This window comes from Puniceibacterium antarcticum (genome assembly GCF_002760615.1).
GTDB classification, from domain to species: Bacteria; Pseudomonadota; Alphaproteobacteria; order Rhodobacterales; family Rhodobacteraceae; genus Puniceibacterium; species Puniceibacterium antarcticum.
In genome coordinates this window covers 228,273-247,905 of record NZ_AWWI01000060.1, presented here as the reverse complement: position 1 = coordinate 247,905, position 19,633 = coordinate 228,273, and the positions used below count along the sequence as shown (strand labels likewise).

Here is a 19,633-nt window from a genome sequence, read left to right as displayed (position 1 = left end):
TGATTGACGGTCCCGGCACCACCATAACCCCTCAAAGCAATAGGAAAGCACACACATGGACCTCGCCGCCCTGGATACCTCGTTCTGGATCACTGTCTCAGCGATCTTCGGTCTTCTGGTGCTGTCGGGCTTTTTCTCGGGCTCGGAAACCGCGCTGACGGCTGCGTCGCGGGGAAAGCTGCGCGCCGCCATGGACAAAGGATCGAAAGGCGCCGAACGCGCGCTCAAGATCACAGAGGATAACGAACGACTGATCGGTTCGGTCCTGCTGGGCAACAACCTTGTCAACATCCTGGCAACGTCGCTCGCCACCGCACTGTTCACCCGGGTCTTCGGTGATTCCGGCGTAGCACTTGCGACGCTGGTGATGACACTGCTCGTGCTGATCTTTGCCGAAGTGCTGCCAAAGACCTACGCCATCACCAACCCCGAAATGGCCGCATCACGGGTGTCACCAATCATCGCTGTGGTGATTTTGGTGTTTTCCCCGATGGTCAGCGCCGTGCGTCTGCTGGTGCGCGGCGTACTGCGCATCTTTGGCGTGCGCACAGATCCCGACAGCCAGATCCTCGCAGTGCGGGAAGAGATTGCCGGTGCGCTGCAGCTGGGCCATTCCGAAGGCGTCGTGCAGAAAGAGGACCGCGACCGCATCCTTGGCGCGCTGGACCTTGGCGACCGCACGGTCGAGGAAATCATGCTGCATCGCTCTGCGATCGAGATGGTCGATGCGGACAACGATCCCAACGAAATCCTGTCCCAATGTCTGCAAAGCAGCCACACCCGTCTGCCCGTCTTTCGCGACGATCCAGAAAACATCATCGGTGTGATCCATTCAAAGGATCTGCTGCGCGCGATGTACAAGCTGATCCAGGGGCCGGATGCGGCCAAGGACGGCATCAAGGGCTTCAAGATCGCTGATGTGGCAATGAAGCCCTATTTCGTGCCTGACACCACATCACTGGACGATCAGATGCGTCAGTTCCTGCGCCGCCGCACCCATTTCGCGCTTGTGGTGGATGAATATGGCGCACTGCAGGGCCTGATCACGCTCGAAGACATCCTCGAAGAGATCGTGGGTGAGATCACCGATGAATTCGACCCCGCTGCCGAAAACCCGATGAAGAAAAGCGAGGACGGTCATTACTGGATCGACGGTCAGATGACGATCCGCGACTTCAACCGCGCCACGGACCTGTCCCTGCCGGATGATGAGGCAAACACCGTCGCCGGCCTTGTCATCCACGAGGCGCAGATGATTCCGACCATCGGCCAGGTGTTCAGCTTTCACAATTTCAGGTTCGAAGTGACGGGTCGGGACGGCAACCGCGTCACCCGACTGAAGGTAAGGCCGCTTTGAGTGAAGGCTGCTGAAGCTCTCCCGGGTGATCGAACTCCAGCGACAGCGCGTATCCCTGTGCGCTTTCGTTCAGAGCCATTTCGCCACCGATCTGCTCGGCAGCCGTCTCCATCAACCGCTTGCCGATACTGGCGATGCCCTCGTCGTCGTCGGGCTTTGGCTCAGCAGCCGTGCCGACACCGTTGTCGTGACACAGCAGCCGCAGCGCGCCGGTCTCGGTCTCTGTCAACTCGATATGGATCCGGCCCTGCCGCCCGTCCGGAAACGCGTGTTTGATCGCATTGGCGCAGAATTCGCTCACGATCATGCCGAGCGTCGCCGCCTTGCGCGAATCCGTGCTGACCGGTGCAATTGACGTCTCTATCCGCACATTGGCGCTGGCCGAACCCTGCAACAGCTTGGCCACCCGCGAGAGGTAATTGTCCAGCCGGATCATGTCGAATTCACTGGATTGATACAGTTCAGAATGCAGCTGAACGATGGCATCCACCCGCCTCCCGATCGCGGCCAGCGCGTCGCGGGTTTCGGGTTGGCGCGCCTTGCTGGAATACAAGCGGATAAAGGACATCACGGTCTGCAGCGAATTCTTGACCCTGTGATCAATCTCGTCGCGCAAGACTGCTTCCGTCTTCAGCGCGCGGCTCAGTTCCAGCTGGCGCATCACCTGCCCTGCCAGAACCTCCAGCGTCTGAAGTTGCAGCCGACTCAGCTGTCGCGGCTTGACGTCCAGCACGCACAGTGTGCCCAAGATCATCCCGGTTTCGGTCACCAATGGCGCACCAGCATAAAAACGGATCGGAGCCTCCAGCGTGACACATAGCGGATTGTCCAGCGTGCGCTTGTCCGCCAGCGTGTCAGGGATTTCCAGAATGCCTTCCCTCAGGATGGCATGGCTGCAGATCGACTGTTCCAATGGGGTCTGATCCGCTTTAAAGCCGTATCGCGCCTTGAACCACTGCCTGTCCTTGTCCACCAGACTGATCAGGGCCACAGGAGCCTCGCAGATATGCGCGACGAGTGCGACGAGATCATCAAGGTTCTTCTCAGGCGCAGTATCGAGCACTTGAAGGTCCCTCAGAGCATCCAGGCGTTCGGTTTGGTTGGACGGCAACGGCGCGATCATATGTACCTCAGAAACAGCAGTCTGTGCCTGAACTGTGACACGGTTATGAAAGCGCAGACCTGTTCAAAATTCAAAGCCATGTCAACACAGCTTTCGCAAGAACGTAAATCCAGGCAGACTGGCGCCTGCTGTCCCAAGATGATACCCTGCCCGATCAAAAGTTGCAGGCGCAGCCCGGACCCTTACTGCAGATTTTCGTCGCGCCAATACAGGAATCGTCAAAGGCAACACCCTTGCGGCAGACCGTGCCATACGCAGCTTTCACCGCGTGTGGCGCTGTCAAAGCAGTGATCCGCGCCCAAAGATTCGGTGGCACGTCCGGCACCAGGGGTCATAGGATATGTAGCAGCGCCACCCGCCAGAAGCCTCGTGAGTGCCAGTCCGGACAAAGTCTGGATCCAAATTTCACCATGACCCCCTCGCTATGTCTTGTGACGTTAATCGCAAAACCGAATAAAGGTTAACGGAACCCTCACATGCGAAACCGACTCTTTCTACGGACGGGCCTTCAACGCGCGACTAGGATATTAGAATGACTGTCACCATCCTGATTCCCGCAGCTGGTTTTGGAACCCGCATGCGCGGTGCTGACAAGCTGCTGCAAGTGGTTGACGACATTCCCTTATTACGCCGCCTTGCCCTGCGCGCGCTCGCCGCGACGCCGCATGTTGTTGTCACCCTCCCGAATCTGGACGGCGAGCGGGCACAAGCCATCGCAAATCTCGATTTGCAAATTGTACTGGTGCCCGACGCAGAAACCGGCATGACCGCGTCGCTCAGGCGCGGTGCCGCGCACATCCTCAAAGGCTCTGCCCTTATGATCGTGCCCGCCGATATGCCGGACCTCACGACCTCAGATTTACTCAGAATGATCAGGGCGTTCGAGGACTCACCTGAACCAACGCTGCAACAAGGCACTGCAGAGGATGGCACCCCGGGCCATCCCGTGGTCTTCCCACCGGATTGCCTTGCCGCCTTCGCCGATCTCACCGGCGATCAGGGCGCCCGCGAGATCCTGCGCGCCAACAAGAATCGCCTGCAGCCTGTTCCATTACCAGCAAAAAATGCGTTGACGGATCTGGACACCCCAGAAGCCTGGGACCTCTGGCGCGCCAGTCAGTGTCACGACTGATCACGTTTCACACCGCGAAAGATTCCTCAGGACACGCGCAGCCGATCCCGCAGAATGCGCACAGAGTGACGCAGCTCCTCGCGGATTGGCCCCTCACGCGGATCGTCCTGCAAGCGGGTAAGCAAGGCTGAGCCGGGCTGCGACTTGCGCATCCAGGACAAGCCTCGCAGTATCTCTTGCGCGACATCAGGCAGCTGATCCGGTACCTCGTGCCCGGCAAGCGCGGACCAGACACCGGTCCAAAGCCGCGCAACCGTCCAGGGGTTGTAGCCACCGCCACCTGAAACGATCAGACGCGGCGACATGGGCATCAGCGCCCGCACCGTCGCCCAGTGCGCATTGTTGGATAGGGCCAACCGGGACAGCGGATCTTCCAGAACAGCGTCGGCGCCACATTGCAGAAAGATCGCATCGGGGCGAAAATCCGCAACGGCGGGCAGGATCAGCTCTTCCAGCGCCAAGCGGTATTCCGTGTCGTTGAAACCTCGCGGCACCGGCAGGTTGAACCCCGCACCGCCGACCGTATCCTCCAAAGCGCCGGTAAACGGCCAGCGCCCCGCCTCGTGGAGCGAAATCATCCGCACCTGTTGCGATCCGTGAAACCCCTCCGCCACACCGTCACAGTGATGCGCATCAATATCCACATAGGCCACGCGCTCTGTCCCGAGGGCCAGCAACCTGCGGATCGTCAGCACGGGTTCGTTGAGGTAACAGAACCCCTCTGCCCGGTCAGCAAAGCCGTGATGCGTACCCCCGCCGGGATTGTAGACCACGCCACCGTTGGCCACCATTTCCGCGGCCAGCAGACCGCCGCCCACAGCCGTGGCCGGGCGGCGGTACATTTCGGCAAAGACGGTATTTGACAGGGTGCCGAGCTTGTGGCGATCACGCACGGCGTCGGTCACGGACTGTTCCGCCTCTGCCCGCATCAGCGCGTCGATATAATCGGGTGTATGAAAGGAGGTCAGCGCCGCAGGCTTGGCGCGCGGGCTGATGCGGTATTGTTCGGGCGGTAGCCATTCCAATGCGCGACACAGGTCGATGACTGTCGGTACGCGTGGGATGGAAAGCGGATGCAGGCTCCCGTAAGAAGAGCCTCGATAGATGTTAGATCCGATGAAATACGCTGTCATGGGGGGCGAGCTAAGCCGCCCCGACCCGTCGCCAAGGCCACGGGCAGATACATATTCACGCCTGCTCGGCAGCCTCTGCCTTTTCCTCAAGCAAAAGCCACTCTTCCTCGGCTTTTGACAGGGCCTGCTGGCGTTGGGTCAAAGCTTCGGTTGCCTTGCGGAATTTCACTGGCTCCCGGCTGAACAGTTCGGGATCGGCCATCAGCTGTTGGAGCTTGGCAATCTCGGCCTCAAGCCGCGCGATCTCGGTCGGCAGTGTTTCCAGCTTGTGCCGCTCGGTAAAGCTTAGCCCTTTGGTCACCTGCTTGCCTTTGGACTCTGCCGCTGCTTTTGCGGCCTTCGCCTGCGCCTTGGGAGAGACGTCGCCGTCCCCACCACCGCGCTGATCGCGATAATCGCTCCAGCCGCCGGCATAGGCCGTGGCCTTTCCATCACCTTCAAGCGCCACGGTGATCGAGGCAACGCGGTCGAGGAAATCCCGGTCGTGGCTGATCAGCAGAACGGTGCCGTCATACTCACCGAGAATGTCCTGCAACAGGTCCAGCGTTTCGACGTCAAGATCGTTGGTCGGTTCGTCCAGCACCAGAAGGTTGGATTCCCGCGCCATGATCCGCGCCAGCAACAGCCGCGCCTTTTCCCCGCCCGAAAGCGATTTCACCGGCGCGCGCACCTGACGCTCGTCGAACAGGAATTCCTTGAGATAGCCCACCACGTGCTTGGGCTGACCGCGCACCATGATCTGATCCGCCTTGCCAGACACCCGCATATCGGAATCGCCTGTCAGGCTTTCCCAAAGCGTCATTTCCGGGTCCAGCTGCGCGCGGGTCTGATCAAAAACCGCCGCCTGCAGATTGGTGCCAAGGGTGACGGTGCCGGAATCCGGCGCAATTTCCCCCATCAGCATACGGATCAGAGAGGTCTTGCCCACGCCATTGGGGCCGACAAAGGCCACACGGTCGCCGCGCTGAACGGTCAGGGTGAAATCATCGACAATGCGCGTCTCTCCAAAAGCTTTGGAGACATGCTGCGCATCAATCACCTTTTTGCCCGACTGGGGGGCAGAGGCAAGATCCATTGCTGCCGTGCCCTGGCGGCGAATCATCGAACCGCGCTCTTCGCGCAGATCCTGCAGGGCGCGCACGCGGCCCTGGTTGCGGGTCCGCCGCGCAGAAATACCCTCAACCGCCCAACGCGCCTCGGCCTTGATCTTGCGGTCCATCTTGTGACGCTGCTGGTCTTCTTCTTCCCAGATCTTGTCGCGCCAGGCCTCGAAACCGGCAAACCCCTGCTCGGCCCGGCGCACCGCGCCCCGGTCGATCCAAAGGGTCGCGCGCGTCAGCTCGGTCAGGAACCGGCGATCGTGTGAAATTAGGACAAAGGCCTTGCGGGTGGACTTCAGCTCATCCTCAAGCCAGCCGATCGCCTCGATATCGAGGTGGTTGGTCGGCTCGTCCAGCAGCAGCAGATCGGGATCCGATGCCATCAGCCGGGCCAGAGCCGCGCGGCGCTTTTCCCCACCCGAGGCCGTGGCGCAGAGGCGGTCGGGGTCGAACTTGAGCCCCTCGCCCGCGCGCTCAACCTTGTACATCTCACCCAGGTCCAGCCCTTCGGAGGCATAATCCCCAAGGGTTTCGAACCCGCTCAGGTCCGGCTCCTGCTCCATATAGCCCACAGATATGCCCGGGGGCACGACGCGGGTGCCGGTGTCGGCCTCGACCAGACCGGCCATGACCTTCATGAGGGTCGATTTGCCGGACCCGTTGCGCCCGACCAGCGACACGCGGTCGCCGTTGTGAACGACAAGGGACATGTCGGCGAATACCGGCTCCCCCCCAAAGGTGAGAGAGATATCCGAGAGCTGAAGAAGGGGTGCTTGTGCCATGCCGAGCGGGCTAGGCGCGCGCGTGGGAAAGGTCAAGCTCTTGCCCTTCTTCTCTTCAAAAATACGCAAATGTGACGACTCAAACGGCGCAAAGAGCCCTTATCCTGCCACCGCCCGCAGCAGTCGTCTGCGCGCCGGAGGGATGGCGCTGATCTCGACCCCGGTGAACACATGCAGCGTGTTCATTTGCGCGTCTACCACCGCATGATCGCTGACCCAGCCGCCCATCATGAGGTAGGTGCGCAGCAGCGGCGGCATGCGCAGCATGGCCTTTTTCAAATCCGGCTTGCGCCGCAGCCTTTGGGCAAAGCGGAACACATCCGGCGCCTTGACCCGGGGCAGCCAGCGTTTCGGGGCAAGATGACGCGCCTTCAGCATGGCGAAGGCATCAAGATAATCATTGGAATCCGTTCCCGCAAAGGACGCGCAACCAAACAGAAGCTCGACCCCGTTGTCATCCACATAGGCCGTCATCGCGCCCCAGGCGATGCGCAGCACGTCGGGATCCTTCACCTCTGGGTGGATGCAGAATCGCCCCATTTCGACCATCGGGCCGGTATAGGCCGCAAGCGCCGAAAGTTCGTAGTATTGTGCCGAATAGCTGCGCTCGATCTCTGTGCCGCAGGGCAAGGGCAGAAAGCGAAAACAGCAGACCAAGCGCCCGGTGCGCGCCTCTTCGATGAGCATGTGAACGCATTCGGCGTCGAAGACATCACAATCAATGCCCGCAAACCCATGAAACGCCAGATGCCGCAGCGCCTGCGCGGCTGCGACATCTTTTGGTGTTTCGGCGATCCTGCTCTGGTAACGCCCCTTGTGCAGCGTGATCATGGTCCGCCTCTCCCGACATCACCCGAAGGTCATCGGGCCCAGATGCACCGATTCCCGTGACGCGGACGTGACAGCGCACTTGGCGCTTAGCGGCTGGCGCCTACAAGATCCTCTGCCGAGAAACCACCGATGTTGCCAAAGAGCTTGCGGATGAAACTGATATCTCCGGCGCTGGAATCGGTGACACGCCGGGAAATCGGCACGATCATACCATCTTCCAACCCGTAACGTTCGATATTGCTGACCACACCCGCCGAATCAAACGATATGGCCAGCACTTCGCGGCTGATCTCTTCGGGGGCGCGGTAAGCGAAATTGCGCACGTTGGATTCGATGTAGTAATAGCCGCTTTCGTTGGCCATGCCCGAAATGGTTGGCACGCCAATCAGATCCTCGACCGAGGCCCGGGTATCCACGCCGACAACGACCTGCTGGAGGTCCTCTTCGAGCGGAACGTATCCGTGGCTGCTATATTGGGCGGTGCAGGCTGACAGCACACCGAATGCAACAGTCAGAAGCCCGAGCCTCAGCTTCAATCCAATCCCGGTCATGCCGTTCCTCTTGCCTTGGCCTTTTGCGCCTTCTATCCCGCTACATAAGGAATGTCAGCCCACCAAGTAAAGGACACCGTAAAACCATGGCCCAACCCGATCCGAAAACGGCCCAGGGAACCGGTGACTTCCGTGTTGCCAACCTAAAGTCACGCGCCCCCACTCAGTTTTCCCTGCGTCCCGATGCCGCCGAACGTGATGCCATTGCCCGCGAGCTGGGTATCGAAGGCGTGCGAAAGCTGATCTTTGAAGGACAGATCGCCCCTTTGGGCAAACGTGGCTGGCGGCTGAGCGCGACGCTGGGGGCCACAGTCGTGCAGGCCTGCGTCGTGACGCTCGCCCCGGTTGTCACGCGAATCGATGAGGAAATCACCCGGACATTTGTTCCGCCCGAACAGATCAGACAGCCCGATGAAGGCTCTGAGATCGAGATGCCCGAGGATGACACCACAGAACCGCTGGGCGATGTCATCTCTGCACGGGCCTCGATGATCGAATCGCTTGCGCTGGCCTTGCCGATGTATCCGCGCGCCGAAGGGGCCGAGCTGGGAGAGGCGGTTTTCACCGAGGACGGCACCGAACCGATCCGGGATGCGGACCTCAAGCCTTTTGCCGGGCTGGCAGGCCTGCGTGACAAGATGGACAAGGAAGACTGAGGGACAGGTGCGGCTGGGCTGGATAGCCCTGTAGCAGGGGTACGGCAGCGGATTCGCGCATCCCCTGCCCGCGTCGTCGTTCAATGTCTTTTGACGCTTAAGTATTATTCCTGATGGCAAGCGTTTTCAAAACACGCTCTGCCGAGCGCAACAAATCGCTTGCGCCGGGAATTTTTCCTCCTATTTTTGCGCCTTGATCAGGATTCAGGGTTGTGTCCGATAGGCCCTTGCGATTATGAGGCCGGACACTACGATAATTGGGCATGTGCGCCATGCCCGCTTCATAACAGATTGAGGTTGAGACATGGCCGTCCAACAGAATAAAGTATCGAAATCGCGTCGCAACAATCGTCGCGCCCATGACGCCCTCGTGGCGGGGAACCCCAACGAATGTGACAACTGCGGCGAGCTTAAGCGCCCGCATCACGTCTGCCCCTCTTGCGGTCACTACGCAACTCGCGAAGTGATTGCGTCGGTAGACGACATCGAACTGGACGAAGAAGCGGCATAAGCTGCAGGCTAGGCCCTCCCTCATGACCTCATCGCAGGATCAAAAGAAGGCGGGCGCTGGTCCCTTCGTGCTTTCCATCGACGCCATGGGTGGCGATCGTGGGCCGGCGACGATAGTCGCCGGCATTGCTGATTCAGCTGCAAAGAACCCTGATATCAGGTTCATTCTGCATGGACCTGCCGAAGAATTGGAAAAGCTCGTCGCAAAGCGCAAGGGTCTGGCCGACGTCTGTGAAATCCGGGATGCCTCGGGTGTCGTCAGCATGGACGACAAACCCAGCCAAGTGATGCGCAACGGCAAGAACACGTCGATGTGGTCGGCACTGGACAGTGTGCGCAACAACGAAGCGACTGTCGCGGTCAGCTGCGGCAACACCGGCGCGCTGATGGCGCTGTCGATGATCCGTCTGCGCAAGCTCAAGGGTGTGAACCGCCCGGCTATCGCGATTCTCTGGCCCTCGCGCAATCCGCAGGGGTTCAACGTAATGTTGGACGTCGGCGCCGATATTCGCGCAGATGCCCATGACCTGCTGCAGTATGCGCTGATGGGTTCGTCCTATGCACGCAACGGTCTTGCGCTGAGAATGCCGCGTGTCGGACTGCTGAACGTCGGCACCGAGGAACACAAGGGCCGCTCGGAGCTTAAGGAAGCGCATGAGCTGATCAGCCAGGCCGCATCCGAAGGTGCTGGGTTCGAATTCGTAGGTTTTGTCGAAGGCGGCGATATTCCGGGCCGCAAGGCAGATGTGATCGTCACCGACGGCTTTACCGGCAATGTCGCACTCAAGACCGGTGAAGGCACGGCAAGCCTGATCGGCGATCTTCTGAAAGAGGCTTTCGCCTATTCTTTTCTGTCGCGACTCGCGTCGCTTCTGGCACTGACATCCCTGCGTCGCCTCAAAAAGCGGATTGATCCGCGTCGGGTGAACGGCGGAGTGTTTCTGGGCCTGAATGGCACAGTTGTGAAATCACACGGTTCGGCCGATGCCACGGGTGTTTCTGCCGCCGTCAAGCTGGCGTTCAAGCTGGCGCAGATCGGATTCACCGACAAACTGGCCGCGCGGGTTGCATCCACCGCCACGCTTGACCACGATGGCGGCGCATTCGAGGCAAAGGACGGAACGACTAAATGACAATACGCGCCGTGGTCGCAGGTGTCGGCCACTATTTGCCGGACCGGATCGTTCCCAATTCGGAATTCGAAGCGACGCTGGACACATCCGACGATTGGATCAAATCACGCTCGGGGATCGAACGGCGCCACATCGCCGCCCCCGGTCAGACAACGTCTGACATGGCGACCCGCGCGGCACGCGCTGCGCTGGACGATGCCGGGCTAGAGAGTACGGATATCGACGCGATTATCCTTGCCACCTCGACCGCGGATTTCACCTTTCCTTCTGCTGCGACCATGGTGCAGGCTGAGCTGGGTATGACCAAAGGATTTGCCTTTGACGTGCAGGCCGTCTGCGCGGGTTTCATCTACGCCCTGACCAATGCCAATGCGCTGATCGTGTCGGGTCAGGCCAAGCGCGTTCTTGTCATCGGTGCGGAAACCTTCAGCCGGATCATCGACTGGAACGACCGCAGCACCTGTGTGCTGTTCGGCGACGGGGCGGGTGCGCTGATACTTGAAAGCGCCGAGGGTGATGGCACAGTGGCGGATCGTGGCATTTTGTCTGCGGATCTGAATTCCGATGGGCGCTTCCGCGATATCCTTTATGTGGATGGTGGCGTGTCGACCCAGACCACCGGTTTCCTGCGTATGGAGGGCCGCGAAGTCTTTCGCCACGCAGTTGAAAAGCTCGCCTCGACCGCCACAACTGCATTGGAAAAGATCGGCTTGACCGGCGCGGATGTCGATTGGGTCGTGCCACATCAGGCCAATATCCGCATCATCGCTGGCACCGCAAAAAAACTGGGTCTGCCGATGGAGCGGGTCGTGGTGACTGTGCAGGATCATGGCAATACCTCTGCCGCCTCTATCCCGCTGGCCCTGTCCGTGGGCAAGCAGCGCGGTCAGATAAAGACCGGCGATCTGGTCGTGACAGAGGCTATCGGCGGCGGTCTGGCCTGGGGTGCTGTCGCTCTGCGCTGGTAATGCCGCTAAGGCTTTGTAAATAAGCACTTGCTAGCCATTGATGTTGACTCGGAAAATTTCACGAGCCTATGCTGCCGAAAACCAGGAGGGACGACATATGGGTGAAAAGACCCTGACGCGAATGGATCTGAGCGAAGCAGTGTTTCGGGAGGTGGGTCTGTCGCGAAACGAAAGCGCGGAATTGGTCGAGTCAGTGCTGGGCCATATGTCCGACGCGCTGGTCGCAGGCGAACAGGTCAAGATCTCGTCCTTTGGCACCTTTTCTGTCCGGGACAAGGCTGCCCGCGTGGGTCGCAACCCCAAGACCGGCGAAGAAGTCCCGATCCAGCCGCGCCGCGTGCTGACCTTTCGCCCCTCGCACCTGATGAAAGAGCGTGTTGCCGCAGGCAACAAACGCTGAGGATACCGTCATGAGCAAGTCCCCCGACGCCTTTCGCACAATCAGCGAGGTGGCGGATTGGCTTGGTACGCCGGCGCATGTCTTGCGGTTCTGGGAAAGCAAATTCACCCAGATCAAACCGGTCAAGCGCGCAGGCGGCCGCAGGTACTACCGCCCATCCGACATGGAATTGCTGGGCGGAATCAAGACATTGCTGCATGACGAAGGCATGACCATCAAGGGTGTGCAGAAGATCCTGCGCGAACAGGGCGTCAAACATGTGGCGTCGCTGTCGCTGGAATCCGTCGAACAGGAAGAGCCGGAGCTGCCGGAAGAGATCGCAGAGGCGCCCTTTGCCGATGTGCCGGAGCCTGATGACATCGTCGTGCCCTTTGCGCAGCGCAAGACAGCTGCAGAGCCGGTGCCGGAGCCAGACAGCGCCCCGCAGGATGAGGCAGCTTTACAGGCAGAGGTGATTACGGAGCCTGATGCGCCCCTCTTGCCCGAGGTCCAGTTAAGCGCGTCGGAAGCGGCGCAGGACGACAGCGCGGCGCCACAGAGTGCCGACATAATCGTGGCGGAGCCGGACGTCAGTTCCCTGCAGGAGCTTGCGCAGGCACCGCTGGTGGACGACCCTACCCCCGCGCTTGATGACAGTCCGAGCAAGACGCCGCAGGTTTCCCTGGCGACCGTGGTGCTGCCCGAGGCTGAACCGGAAGTGAGTGCCCCTGCTTTGGCCGAAGGTGATTCGGTGTCCGAGCCGCTGAACGCTGCACCTGAGCCTGAGCCTGAGCCTGAGCCTGAGCCTGAGCCTGAGCCGGTGACAGCTGTGGGGCCGCGCGTCCTGCCGCAAGATCCGGATCTAGCGGCGATCAGCGTCGCCCCGCACTGCCTGAGCCACCTTTCGAAACTGACCCGTCTGACCTCCAACGAAGCGCGTGACATGGCGCCGCTGGTCGCGCGGCTGAACGCCTTGAACGACCCCGCGCGGTCACGGAAAAAAACCTGAGCCCCAAGGAGCAGAAAACTGTCATTTCGGGCTTGCCCTCCGTCATAAAAACGATATGACGTCCCTCAGTCGGGCTATAGCGCAGCCTGGTAGCGCGTCCGTCTGGGGGACGGAAGGTCGCAGGTTCGAGTCCTGCTAGCCCGACCAGCTACCACATGCTCTTTATGAGCATCACAAGCCAAGAGCTTGTGTAAAAACACTTTCCCCTCCCCCCAATGTTATTATCAGACACCTTCGGGTGCACCGGGAGATGTCTATGACAGGTGTTCTAGCCAGCCAGCATATCGAAGCGATGATCGCAGACGGCGCGCTGTCTTCGGATACGCCCATTCTGCAGGCTCAGGTCCAGCCTGCGAGCCTTGATCTGCGGCTGGGCCATGTGGCCTACCGGGTGCGAGCTTCCTTTCTTGCTGGTCACGGACAGAGCGTGGCCGACAGAATTGAAGAATTCGTTATGCACCGGGTCGATCTGAGCGCGGGCGCCGTTCTGGAAAAGGGCTGCGTCTATGTCGTGCCTCTGCTGGAGACGCTGAACCTGCCAAGCGATGTGCAGGCAATCGCCAACGCCAAAAGCTCGACCGGGCGGCTGGATCTGCTGACACGGCTGATCACCGACGGCGGAACAGAGTTTGACCGGATTCCAATGGGCTATCAGGGGCCACTTTATGCCGAGATTTGCCCACGGTCGTTTTCGGTGCTGGTGCGTCCGGGCATGCGGCTGAATCAGATCCGGTTTCGCAAAGGCCGGTCGGTGCTGAGCGATCCCGAGCTTTCGGCGCTGCATGAGAGCGATATTCTGGTGACTGGCGGGCCTGCGGTGATCGGCGATGGCCTTGGCTTTTCCGTCGATCTGAAACCGGCCAGTGGCACGCTGGTTGGATACCGGGCCAAACCACACACTGGCGTCATCGATCTGGACCTGATTGGCGCCTATGATCCCTTCGATTTCTGGGAAGAACTGCATACGAACAAGGGCCGGATCATTCTGGATCCGGATGCGTTCTATATCCTAGTGAGCCGCGAAGCCGTGCACATCCCACCGAGCTTTGCCGCTGAAATGGCACCCTATTTCGCCATGGTCGGGGAATTCCGGGTGCATTATGCAGGCTTCTTCGATCCCGGATTCGGCCATGCGCAGGCGGGTGGCACCGGGTCGCGCGGCGTGCTGGAGGTCCGCTGCCACGAGGCGCCCTTTGTGCTGGAGCATGGCCAGATTGTCGGGCGGCTGGTCTATGAACGCATGGCCGCCGTGCCAGAGCAATTGTACGGGCAGGGCATCGCGTCGAACTATCAGGGTCAGGGCCTGAAATTGTCCAAACATTTCAGGATGTAATCTGCGCCACCTGCCCCATCTTCGTCATCAATCCTCGAACAGCTCGCTCTGGCCTTCGTCGAGGGCCTCGTCTGCGTCCACATCACCTTCGCCGCCTAGCGGGACGGTGCCCGGGGGTGGGCGGTTGTCGAGCAGGCCTGCGGCGCGCAATTCCTTGAGGCCCGGCAGGTCGCGAGCGGTTTCAAGGCCGAAGTGGTCGAGGAAATCCTGCGTGACCACAAAGGTCACCGGACGGCCCGGGGTCATCTTGCGGCGACCAAAGCGGATCCATTCCATTTCCAGCAGCTGATCGACGGTACCGCGCGACACGGACACGCCACGAATCTCTTCGATCTCGGCGCGGGTGACGGGGGCGTGATAGGCGATGATCGCCAGAGTCTCGATCGCGGCGCGGGACAGTTTGCGCGTCTCAACCGTTTCTTTTTGCATGAGAAAAGACAGATCCGGCGCGGTGCGCATGGCCCAGGCATCCCCCACGCGGACCACCCGCACACCCCGCCCTTCGTAGTGGCGGCGCAGGTGCATCAAGGCCTCGGCGGCATCGCTGCCATGGGGCAAGCGGTCGTTCAGGTCCTTGACCGTGATCGGGTCGGGACTGGCGAACAGGATCGCTTCGACCATGCGCTGCTGTTCGCCCATGAGCGGTGCGTCGAACAGGCTGGACTTGGCCGGCTGGTGCCGGGAAGAGGCGAAATCGTCAGCGGACATGATGGCTGGAACCCGTATGGAAAGCGTATGGAAATCGTATGGCTGGCATCTGGCACAGGCGAAAGCCGTCCGGATCAGTCACTGCGGCGTTCGCGACGGCGCAACTGAAGCTGCGCAAAAAGTTCGGACTGGCGCAGTTCGGCCTTGCCCTCTTTCACCAGCTCAAGCGAGGCGGCAAAGGTGGCAGCGGTGGCCGAGCGCCATTTGACCGGATCATCGTGCCAGCCATCGGGCAGATAGGTCGCGATATCGGTCCAGGTCCCGGCAAAGCCGATCATGCAGCGCATGCGGGCCAGCGCCTCTTCCATCGTGTAGACCGAATCGCGGTCCATCACAAAGGGGCGGAAATCGTCGCGGGTGCGGATGCGGGCATAACCCTGCATGAGGTCGAGCAGCGTCGCGGTGTATTTGACCGCGCGGATGCGTTCGACCTGCTGGCTTTCGCCCCGGGCAAAGAAGTCGCGCCCCAGCTGGTCACGCGCCATCAGGCGGGCGGCCACGTCACGCATGGCCTGCAGGCGTTCAAGCTGATATGCCAGATGCGCTGCGAGGTCTTCACCCGAAGGGCCATCCTCGGTCGGGTCCGGCGGCAGCAGCAGGCGGGATTTCAGGAAGGCAAGCCAGGCCGCCATCACGAGGTAATCGGCGGCCAGTTCGATGCGCAGCGCGCGGGCCTGTTCGACAAAGGCCAGATACTGGCGCGCCAGTTGCAACACCGAGACCTTGCGCAGATCGACCTTTTGTGTGCGGCTGAGGTTCAGCAAGAGGTCAAGCGGGCCTTCAAAGCCTTCGACATCGACAATCAGCGCCTCGGCGGCGAGGCGGTCCGCGACGCTTTGAGCATCGGGGGTGAAGTCGTCGGGTTCAGCCATGGGTCGGGTCTGTAGCGCTGGGGTCTTTGGGCAGGGCGGCCAGTTCAGCCATGAGGGCGGTGACATCGACCTGTGGCGGCGTACGGCGGGCTGCGAGGGCGGCCCTGGCGCGGATCTGCGACGGTTCTGACAGCGTGCCGATCTGCGCCATCAGCGGCGCCATTTCGGACATCACACCATTGCAGTGCAGCACGACATCACACCCGGCATCAATCGACGCCTGCCCGCGTTCCGGGATCGTTCCAGAAAGCGCCTGCATCGATATATCATCGGTCATGATCAGCCCGCCAAAGCCCAGATCCTGCCGGATCATCTGCATCATCCGGGGCGAGATGGTGGCGGGTCGGCTGTCATAGGCGTCATAGACCAGGTGCGCGGTCATCCCCAGCGGGAGATCGCCAAAGGGTTTGAAGGCAGCGAAATCGGTGGCCTGCAGCGTTGCGGCATCAGCCGTGATGCGCGGCAGGTCAAGGTGGCTGTCTAGCTGTGCGAGGCCGTGGCCCGGGATGTGTTTCACCACCGGCAAGACACCGCCATCCAGATGCGCCTGCGCGACGGCACGGCCCATCGTGACCACCTGCGCGAGCGTTTCGCCATAACAGCGGTTGCGCAGAATACGATGGGTTTCGGGACGCGCCACATCCAGCACCGGGGCGCAATTGCCATCAATCCCCAGCGCCAGAAGCTCTGCCGCGATGATGCGGTAGCGCAGGTACATCGCATGGGCGGCATTGGCACCGAATTCGGCAACTTGGTCCAGCGGCGCGGGCCAGTCCGTTGCGAGGGGAGGGCGCAGGCGCTGTACCCGCCCGCCTTCCTGATCGATGAAGATCGGAGCGGTCCAGCCGACCGCATCGCGCAGGTCGGCGCAGAGGGCGCGTATTTGATGTGCCGTCTCAAGATTGCGGTTGAAGAGGATGAAACCAAAGGGATTCACCAATTGAAAGAACTGGCGTTCCTCGGCCAGAAGCACAGGCCCGGAACAGCCGAGGATGGCGGCGCCAAAGGGGGCGGTCATCGGGTCACCACGGGGATGCAATCGGCATTTTCGGACACGAAGGCGGAACAGAACCGGCGGGCATCGGAGAGATCCGCAAACCCGTGCACCCGCAGGCGATAGAACACCCGCCCACCTGAGGCCGCGCGCTCGATCACGCGATCCTTGCCGGCCATATAGTCGCCAAAGCGCCCTTCGAGGCGGGTCCACTCGCTGCGCGCGGTTGCGGCGCTGTCAAAGGCACCCAACTGCACCAGTCGGGTGCCGACGGGCAACGTTTCGGGGTCAATCTCTGTGGTCGTCTGGGCAATCGGGACGGTCGGCGCGAGGGTTGTGGCCTGCTGCAGGCCAGAGGGACGCGTCTGTGGCCGCAGAGAGCGCGCCAGACCCGAGATCGCATCGGGCAGCGCGAGGGCCAGCGCATCGCCGATGGCATCATTGATGCTGTCCGCCTCGGTTCCGTCCGGCACATCGACGCTGGTGTCCGAGCCTTCGTCATCGACGGAAATCCGGTCTTGCCCAGTGGTCTCTGCGGGCAGTTCGGATTGGGGGGCTGTCTGTGCGGCGATCTGATCGGCCAGCGATTGCAGGGTCTCCGTGCCGCTCTCCGAGTCTTCGCCCAGGGTGGCGGAAGAGGCATCACCACGCGGGCGGTTCGGATCTATGGGCGCGGCGATGCCAAGGGCCACATCTTCCTCTGACAGCTCAAGCGGACGCGGCGCGAGGGTGAGCCGATCAGCAGTGTCGGAGGCGATGCCGTTGCCCGCCACGTCATTGACGGACAGGCCCTGATGGTCGGCAAATTCGCCACCCGGATCTTCGGGGGCGATGCGCATGGGCCCTTCGGCGGCAAGGACAACCGGCACGCCGCTGACATCCCGCAGGACCACCCGCGTGCCCCAGATGCCGACACCGACGATCAGCGCAAGCGAGATCGCCGCCCCGGCCCAGTTGGTGAGGGTTGCAAGACGGGGTTTGGAACGGGTCCCAGTTCCGGGGCCCGTATAGGTGAAATCTGCCATGTCGCCTCTCTGCACGCCGCGGACCGATGCCCGTGGAACCGTTCTTGCACTGCCTCAGACCGGCTATGGCACGCTTTTTATCAGCGCATCTCTTCTGCCGGGCTAACGCCGAGGATACCAAGACCTGCGGAAATAACAACCGAGACTGCCCGGGCGAGGGCGATTTTCGCCTGCGAGGCGGCGACGTCATCCTCCTGCAGGAAACGCAGCTGGGTTTCGTCATTGCCCCGGTTCCAGAGCGTGTGCAGATCGGCGGCGAGTTCATAGAGATAGAAGGCCACCCGATGCGGTTCATGAGTGCGGGCCGCGATCTCGACCAGACGGGGCCATTCGGCGAGTTTCTTGGCCACGGCAAGCTCTGTCTCGTGGGTCATGGCGGTCAGATCCGCCTGCCCCAGCGTCGCGTCCGTGACGTCGATCCCGGCGGCCTGCGCCTTGCGCAGCACCGAATTGACCCGCGCATTGGCGTATTGCACGTAGAACACCGGGTTCTCGCGGCTTTGTTCCAGCACCTTGGCAAAGTCGAAATCCAGGGCTGCGTCGTTCTTGCGGGTCAGCATGACGAAACGGGTGACGTCAGGGCCGACCTGTTCGACCACATCCGACAGTGTCACAAAAGTCCCTGCCCGTTTGGACATCTTGAACGGCTCGCCATTCTTGTAGAGCTTGACCAGTTGGCAGAGCTTGATGTCCAGCGGCACGGTGCCGTTCGACAGCGCGGATACGGCTGCCTTCATCCGTTTGACATAGCCGCCGTGATCCGCACCAAACACATCAATAAGCTGATCGAAGCCCCGGGAAACCTTGTCGTAATGATAGGCGATGTCGGGGGCGAAATAGGTCCAGCTGCCGTCGGATTTCGCGATCGGGCGGTCGACGTCGTCGCCGTGTTCAGTAGATTTGAACAGGGTCTGTTCGCGCGGTTCCCAATCCTCTGGCGTCTTGCCCTTGGGTGGCTCCAGCACGCCGCGATAAATCAGCCCCTTTGCGTCCAGCTCGGCAATCGCCTTTTCGATCAGGCCAGTGCCATAGAGCGATTTTTCGGAGAAGAACACGTCCATCTCGACGCCGAGGGATTTGAGATCCGTGCGGATGAGCGTCATCATCGCCTCGGTGGCAAAGGAGCGCACCTCTTCGAGCCAGACCGATTCATCCTGATCCAGATAGCTGTCGCCGACCTTGGCCTTGAGCGCCTCACCGACCTCGATCAGATAGTCGCCGGGATAGCTGCCCTCGGGCCAGTCGACGCTGAGGTCATGCGCCTCTTGATACCGCAGATAGACAGAGCGGGCGAGCACATCGACCTGTGCGCCGCCGTCGTTGATGTAATATTCGCGGGTGACGTCATAGCCGGCATAGGCCAGCAGGCTCGCCAGCGCGTCGCCAAACACCGCGCCCCGGGTGTGGCCGACATGCAACGGGCCTGTGGGATTGGCTGAGACATATTCCACATTGACGCGGGCACCCTGCCCCATAGTTGAGCGGCCATAAGCGGTGCCTTCGGTCAGGACCGAGCGCGCCACATGCTGCCAGACAACCGGCGCAAGCCGCAGGTTCAGAAAGCCCGGCCCGGCGACTTCGGCCGAGGTGACGCGGTCATCTGCTGCGAGCAGCGGGGCCAGCGCCTCGGCAATGTCGCGCGGCTTCATCTTTGCGGGTTTCGCCAGCACCATGGCGGCATTGGTGGCCATGTCGCCATGCAGCGGGTCGCGCGGTGGCTCAACCGTCACCGGGCCAAGGTCAAGACCCTCAGGCAATGTGCCCCGGGCCTGAAGTTGCGCAATTGCGGTGCCCACGAGGCTGCCGATGTCGGAAAAGAGGTTCATTGTCGCCGTCCTGTCTGTTGCCCCGGGTTTACCACGGGAAGGTGCGGCGTCAATGGTGGGGGTTGGATCGGGGGTTTGGGGGCGCTGCCCCCGCCGCCCTCTGGGCGTCTCCCCCGGGATATTTGGGGACAGGTGAAACCGGGGCTGCTCGCCGGCTGTCTCTCAATTCGAAGCCTGTTGCGTTTGATTGGTTTCACGCAGTCAGCCACCG

At 61.3% G+C, this 19,633-nt stretch carries 19 protein-coding genes and 1 tRNA gene; 10 read left to right on the top strand and 10 right to left on the bottom strand.

Annotated features, from left to right (window positions below):
- The first annotated feature begins 55 nt into the window (after positions 1-55).
- A complete protein-coding gene (locus tag P775_RS08880) occupies positions 56-1,357 on the top strand; it encodes an HlyC/CorC family transporter (RefSeq protein ID WP_099910648.1) in 1,302 nt (433 codons plus the stop codon).
- Here P775_RS08880 and P775_RS08875 read toward each other — a convergent pair.
- Complete coding sequence (locus P775_RS08875) at positions 1,329-2,420, bottom strand: histidine kinase dimerization/phosphoacceptor domain -containing protein (RefSeq protein WP_180287382.1); 1,092 nt, start codon at positions 2,418-2,420, stop codon at positions 1,329-1,331. The two genes, P775_RS08880 and P775_RS08875, sit on opposite strands and share 29 nt — an antisense overlap.
- 592 nt (positions 2,421-3,012) lie before the next feature.
- Between P775_RS08875 and P775_RS08870 the strand changes: the two genes are divergently transcribed.
- Positions 3,013-3,612 (top strand): nucleotidyltransferase family protein, encoded by a 600-nt coding sequence (locus tag P775_RS08870; RefSeq protein WP_099910646.1) that lies wholly within the window; start codon positions 3,013-3,015, stop codon positions 3,610-3,612.
- A 26-nt stretch (positions 3,613-3,638) separates the two neighbouring features.
- Here the strand turns inward: P775_RS08870 and P775_RS08865 are convergent, their stop codons facing one another.
- From P775_RS08865 to P775_RS08850, 4 genes are all read right to left on the bottom strand, one after another.
- Positions 3,639-4,745: an acetoin utilization protein AcuC gene (locus P775_RS08865; protein ID WP_099910645.1), complete on the bottom strand. Its 1,107-nt coding sequence runs from the start codon at positions 4,743-4,745 to the stop codon at positions 3,639-3,641.
- Positions 4,746-4,800: 55 nt separating this feature from the next.
- Positions 4,801-6,627 carry an ABC-F family ATP-binding cassette domain-containing protein gene (locus P775_RS08860; RefSeq protein WP_099910669.1) on the bottom strand — a complete coding sequence of 609 codons (1,827 nt, stop codon included), beginning with the start codon at positions 6,625-6,627 and terminating at the stop codon, positions 4,801-4,803.
- A gap of 99 nt (positions 6,628-6,726) precedes the next feature.
- The gene (locus P775_RS08855) at positions 6,727-7,458 is read right to left on the bottom strand and encodes a GNAT family N-acetyltransferase (protein ID WP_099910644.1); all 732 of its coding nucleotides are present in this window, start codon (positions 7,456-7,458) and stop codon (positions 6,727-6,729) included.
- A gap of 86 nt (positions 7,459-7,544) precedes the next feature.
- Positions 7,545-8,009, bottom strand: coding sequence for an outer membrane protein assembly factor BamE (locus P775_RS08850; RefSeq protein WP_099910643.1), 465 nt, complete (start codon positions 8,007-8,009; stop codon positions 7,545-7,547).
- An 86-nt stretch (positions 8,010-8,095) separates the two neighbouring features.
- Between P775_RS08850 and P775_RS08845 the strand changes: the two genes are divergently transcribed.
- The 8 genes from P775_RS08845 to P775_RS08810 all read left to right on the top strand — a co-directional run bounded on the left by P775_RS08845 (position 8,096) and on the right by P775_RS08810 (position 13,997).
- Positions 8,096-8,665 carry a YceD family protein gene (locus tag P775_RS08845; protein ID WP_099910642.1) on the top strand — a complete coding sequence of 190 codons (570 nt, stop codon included), beginning with the start codon at positions 8,096-8,098 and terminating at the stop codon, positions 8,663-8,665.
- Positions 8,666-8,969: 304 nt separating this feature from the next.
- The gene (gene rpmF / locus P775_RS08840; protein ID WP_099910641.1) at positions 8,970-9,176 is read left to right on the top strand and encodes a 50S ribosomal protein L32; all 207 of its coding nucleotides are present in this window, start codon (positions 8,970-8,972) and stop codon (positions 9,174-9,176) included.
- A 22-nt stretch (positions 9,177-9,198) separates the two neighbouring features.
- Entirely contained in the window at positions 9,199-10,308 is a 1,110-nt protein-coding gene (plsX, locus tag P775_RS08835) for a phosphate acyltransferase PlsX (RefSeq protein ID WP_099910640.1), read from the top strand.
- The gene (locus P775_RS08830) at positions 10,305-11,276 is read left to right on the top strand and encodes a beta-ketoacyl-ACP synthase III (protein WP_099910639.1); all 972 of its coding nucleotides are present in this window, start codon (positions 10,305-10,307) and stop codon (positions 11,274-11,276) included. The genes plsX and P775_RS08830 overlap by 4 nt, the downstream gene beginning before the upstream one ends.
- A 97-nt stretch (positions 11,277-11,373) precedes the next feature.
- On the top strand, positions 11,374-11,676 hold the full coding sequence (gene ihfA, locus P775_RS08825; RefSeq protein ID WP_099910638.1) for an integration host factor subunit alpha: 303 nt from the start codon (positions 11,374-11,376) through the stop codon (positions 11,674-11,676).
- 10 nt (positions 11,677-11,686) lie between these two features.
- On the top strand, positions 11,687-12,664 hold the full coding sequence (locus P775_RS08820) for a MerR family transcriptional regulator (protein WP_099910637.1): 978 nt from the start codon (positions 11,687-11,689) through the stop codon (positions 12,662-12,664).
- Positions 12,665-12,734: 70 nt separating this feature from the next.
- Positions 12,735-12,811 (top strand) — tRNA-Pro (locus P775_RS08815).
- Between the two features lie 109 nt (positions 12,812-12,920).
- Entirely contained in the window at positions 12,921-13,997 is a 1,077-nt protein-coding gene (locus P775_RS08810; protein ID WP_099910636.1) for a 2'-deoxycytidine 5'-triphosphate deaminase, read from the top strand.
- Between the two features lie 27 nt (positions 13,998-14,024).
- Here P775_RS08810 and scpB read toward each other — a convergent pair whose 3' ends face one another.
- The 5 genes from scpB to argS form a co-directional block, all read right to left on the bottom strand.
- Positions 14,025-14,705 (bottom strand): SMC-Scp complex subunit ScpB, encoded by a 681-nt coding sequence (gene scpB, locus P775_RS08805; RefSeq protein ID WP_099910635.1) that lies wholly within the window; start codon positions 14,703-14,705, stop codon positions 14,025-14,027.
- 74 nt (positions 14,706-14,779) lie between these two features.
- Positions 14,780-15,577: a segregation and condensation protein A gene (locus P775_RS08800; protein ID WP_099910634.1), complete on the bottom strand. Its 798-nt coding sequence runs from the start codon at positions 15,575-15,577 to the stop codon at positions 14,780-14,782.
- On the bottom strand, positions 15,570-16,595 hold the full coding sequence (locus P775_RS08795) for a glycoside hydrolase family 3 N-terminal domain-containing protein (protein WP_099910633.1): 1,026 nt from the start codon (positions 16,593-16,595) through the stop codon (positions 15,570-15,572). Before P775_RS08795 ends, P775_RS08800 begins: the two co-directional genes overlap by 8 nt.
- A complete protein-coding gene (locus P775_RS08790) occupies positions 16,592-17,596 on the bottom strand; it encodes an SPOR domain-containing protein (protein ID WP_099910632.1) in 1,005 nt (334 codons plus the stop codon). The genes P775_RS08795 and P775_RS08790 overlap by 4 nt, the downstream gene beginning before the upstream one ends.
- An 80-nt stretch (positions 17,597-17,676) precedes the next feature.
- Positions 17,677-19,422 carry an arginine--tRNA ligase gene (argS, locus tag P775_RS08785; protein WP_099910631.1) on the bottom strand — a complete coding sequence of 582 codons (1,746 nt, stop codon included), beginning with the start codon at positions 19,420-19,422 and terminating at the stop codon, positions 17,677-17,679.
- Positions 19,423-19,633 lie beyond the last annotated feature (211 nt).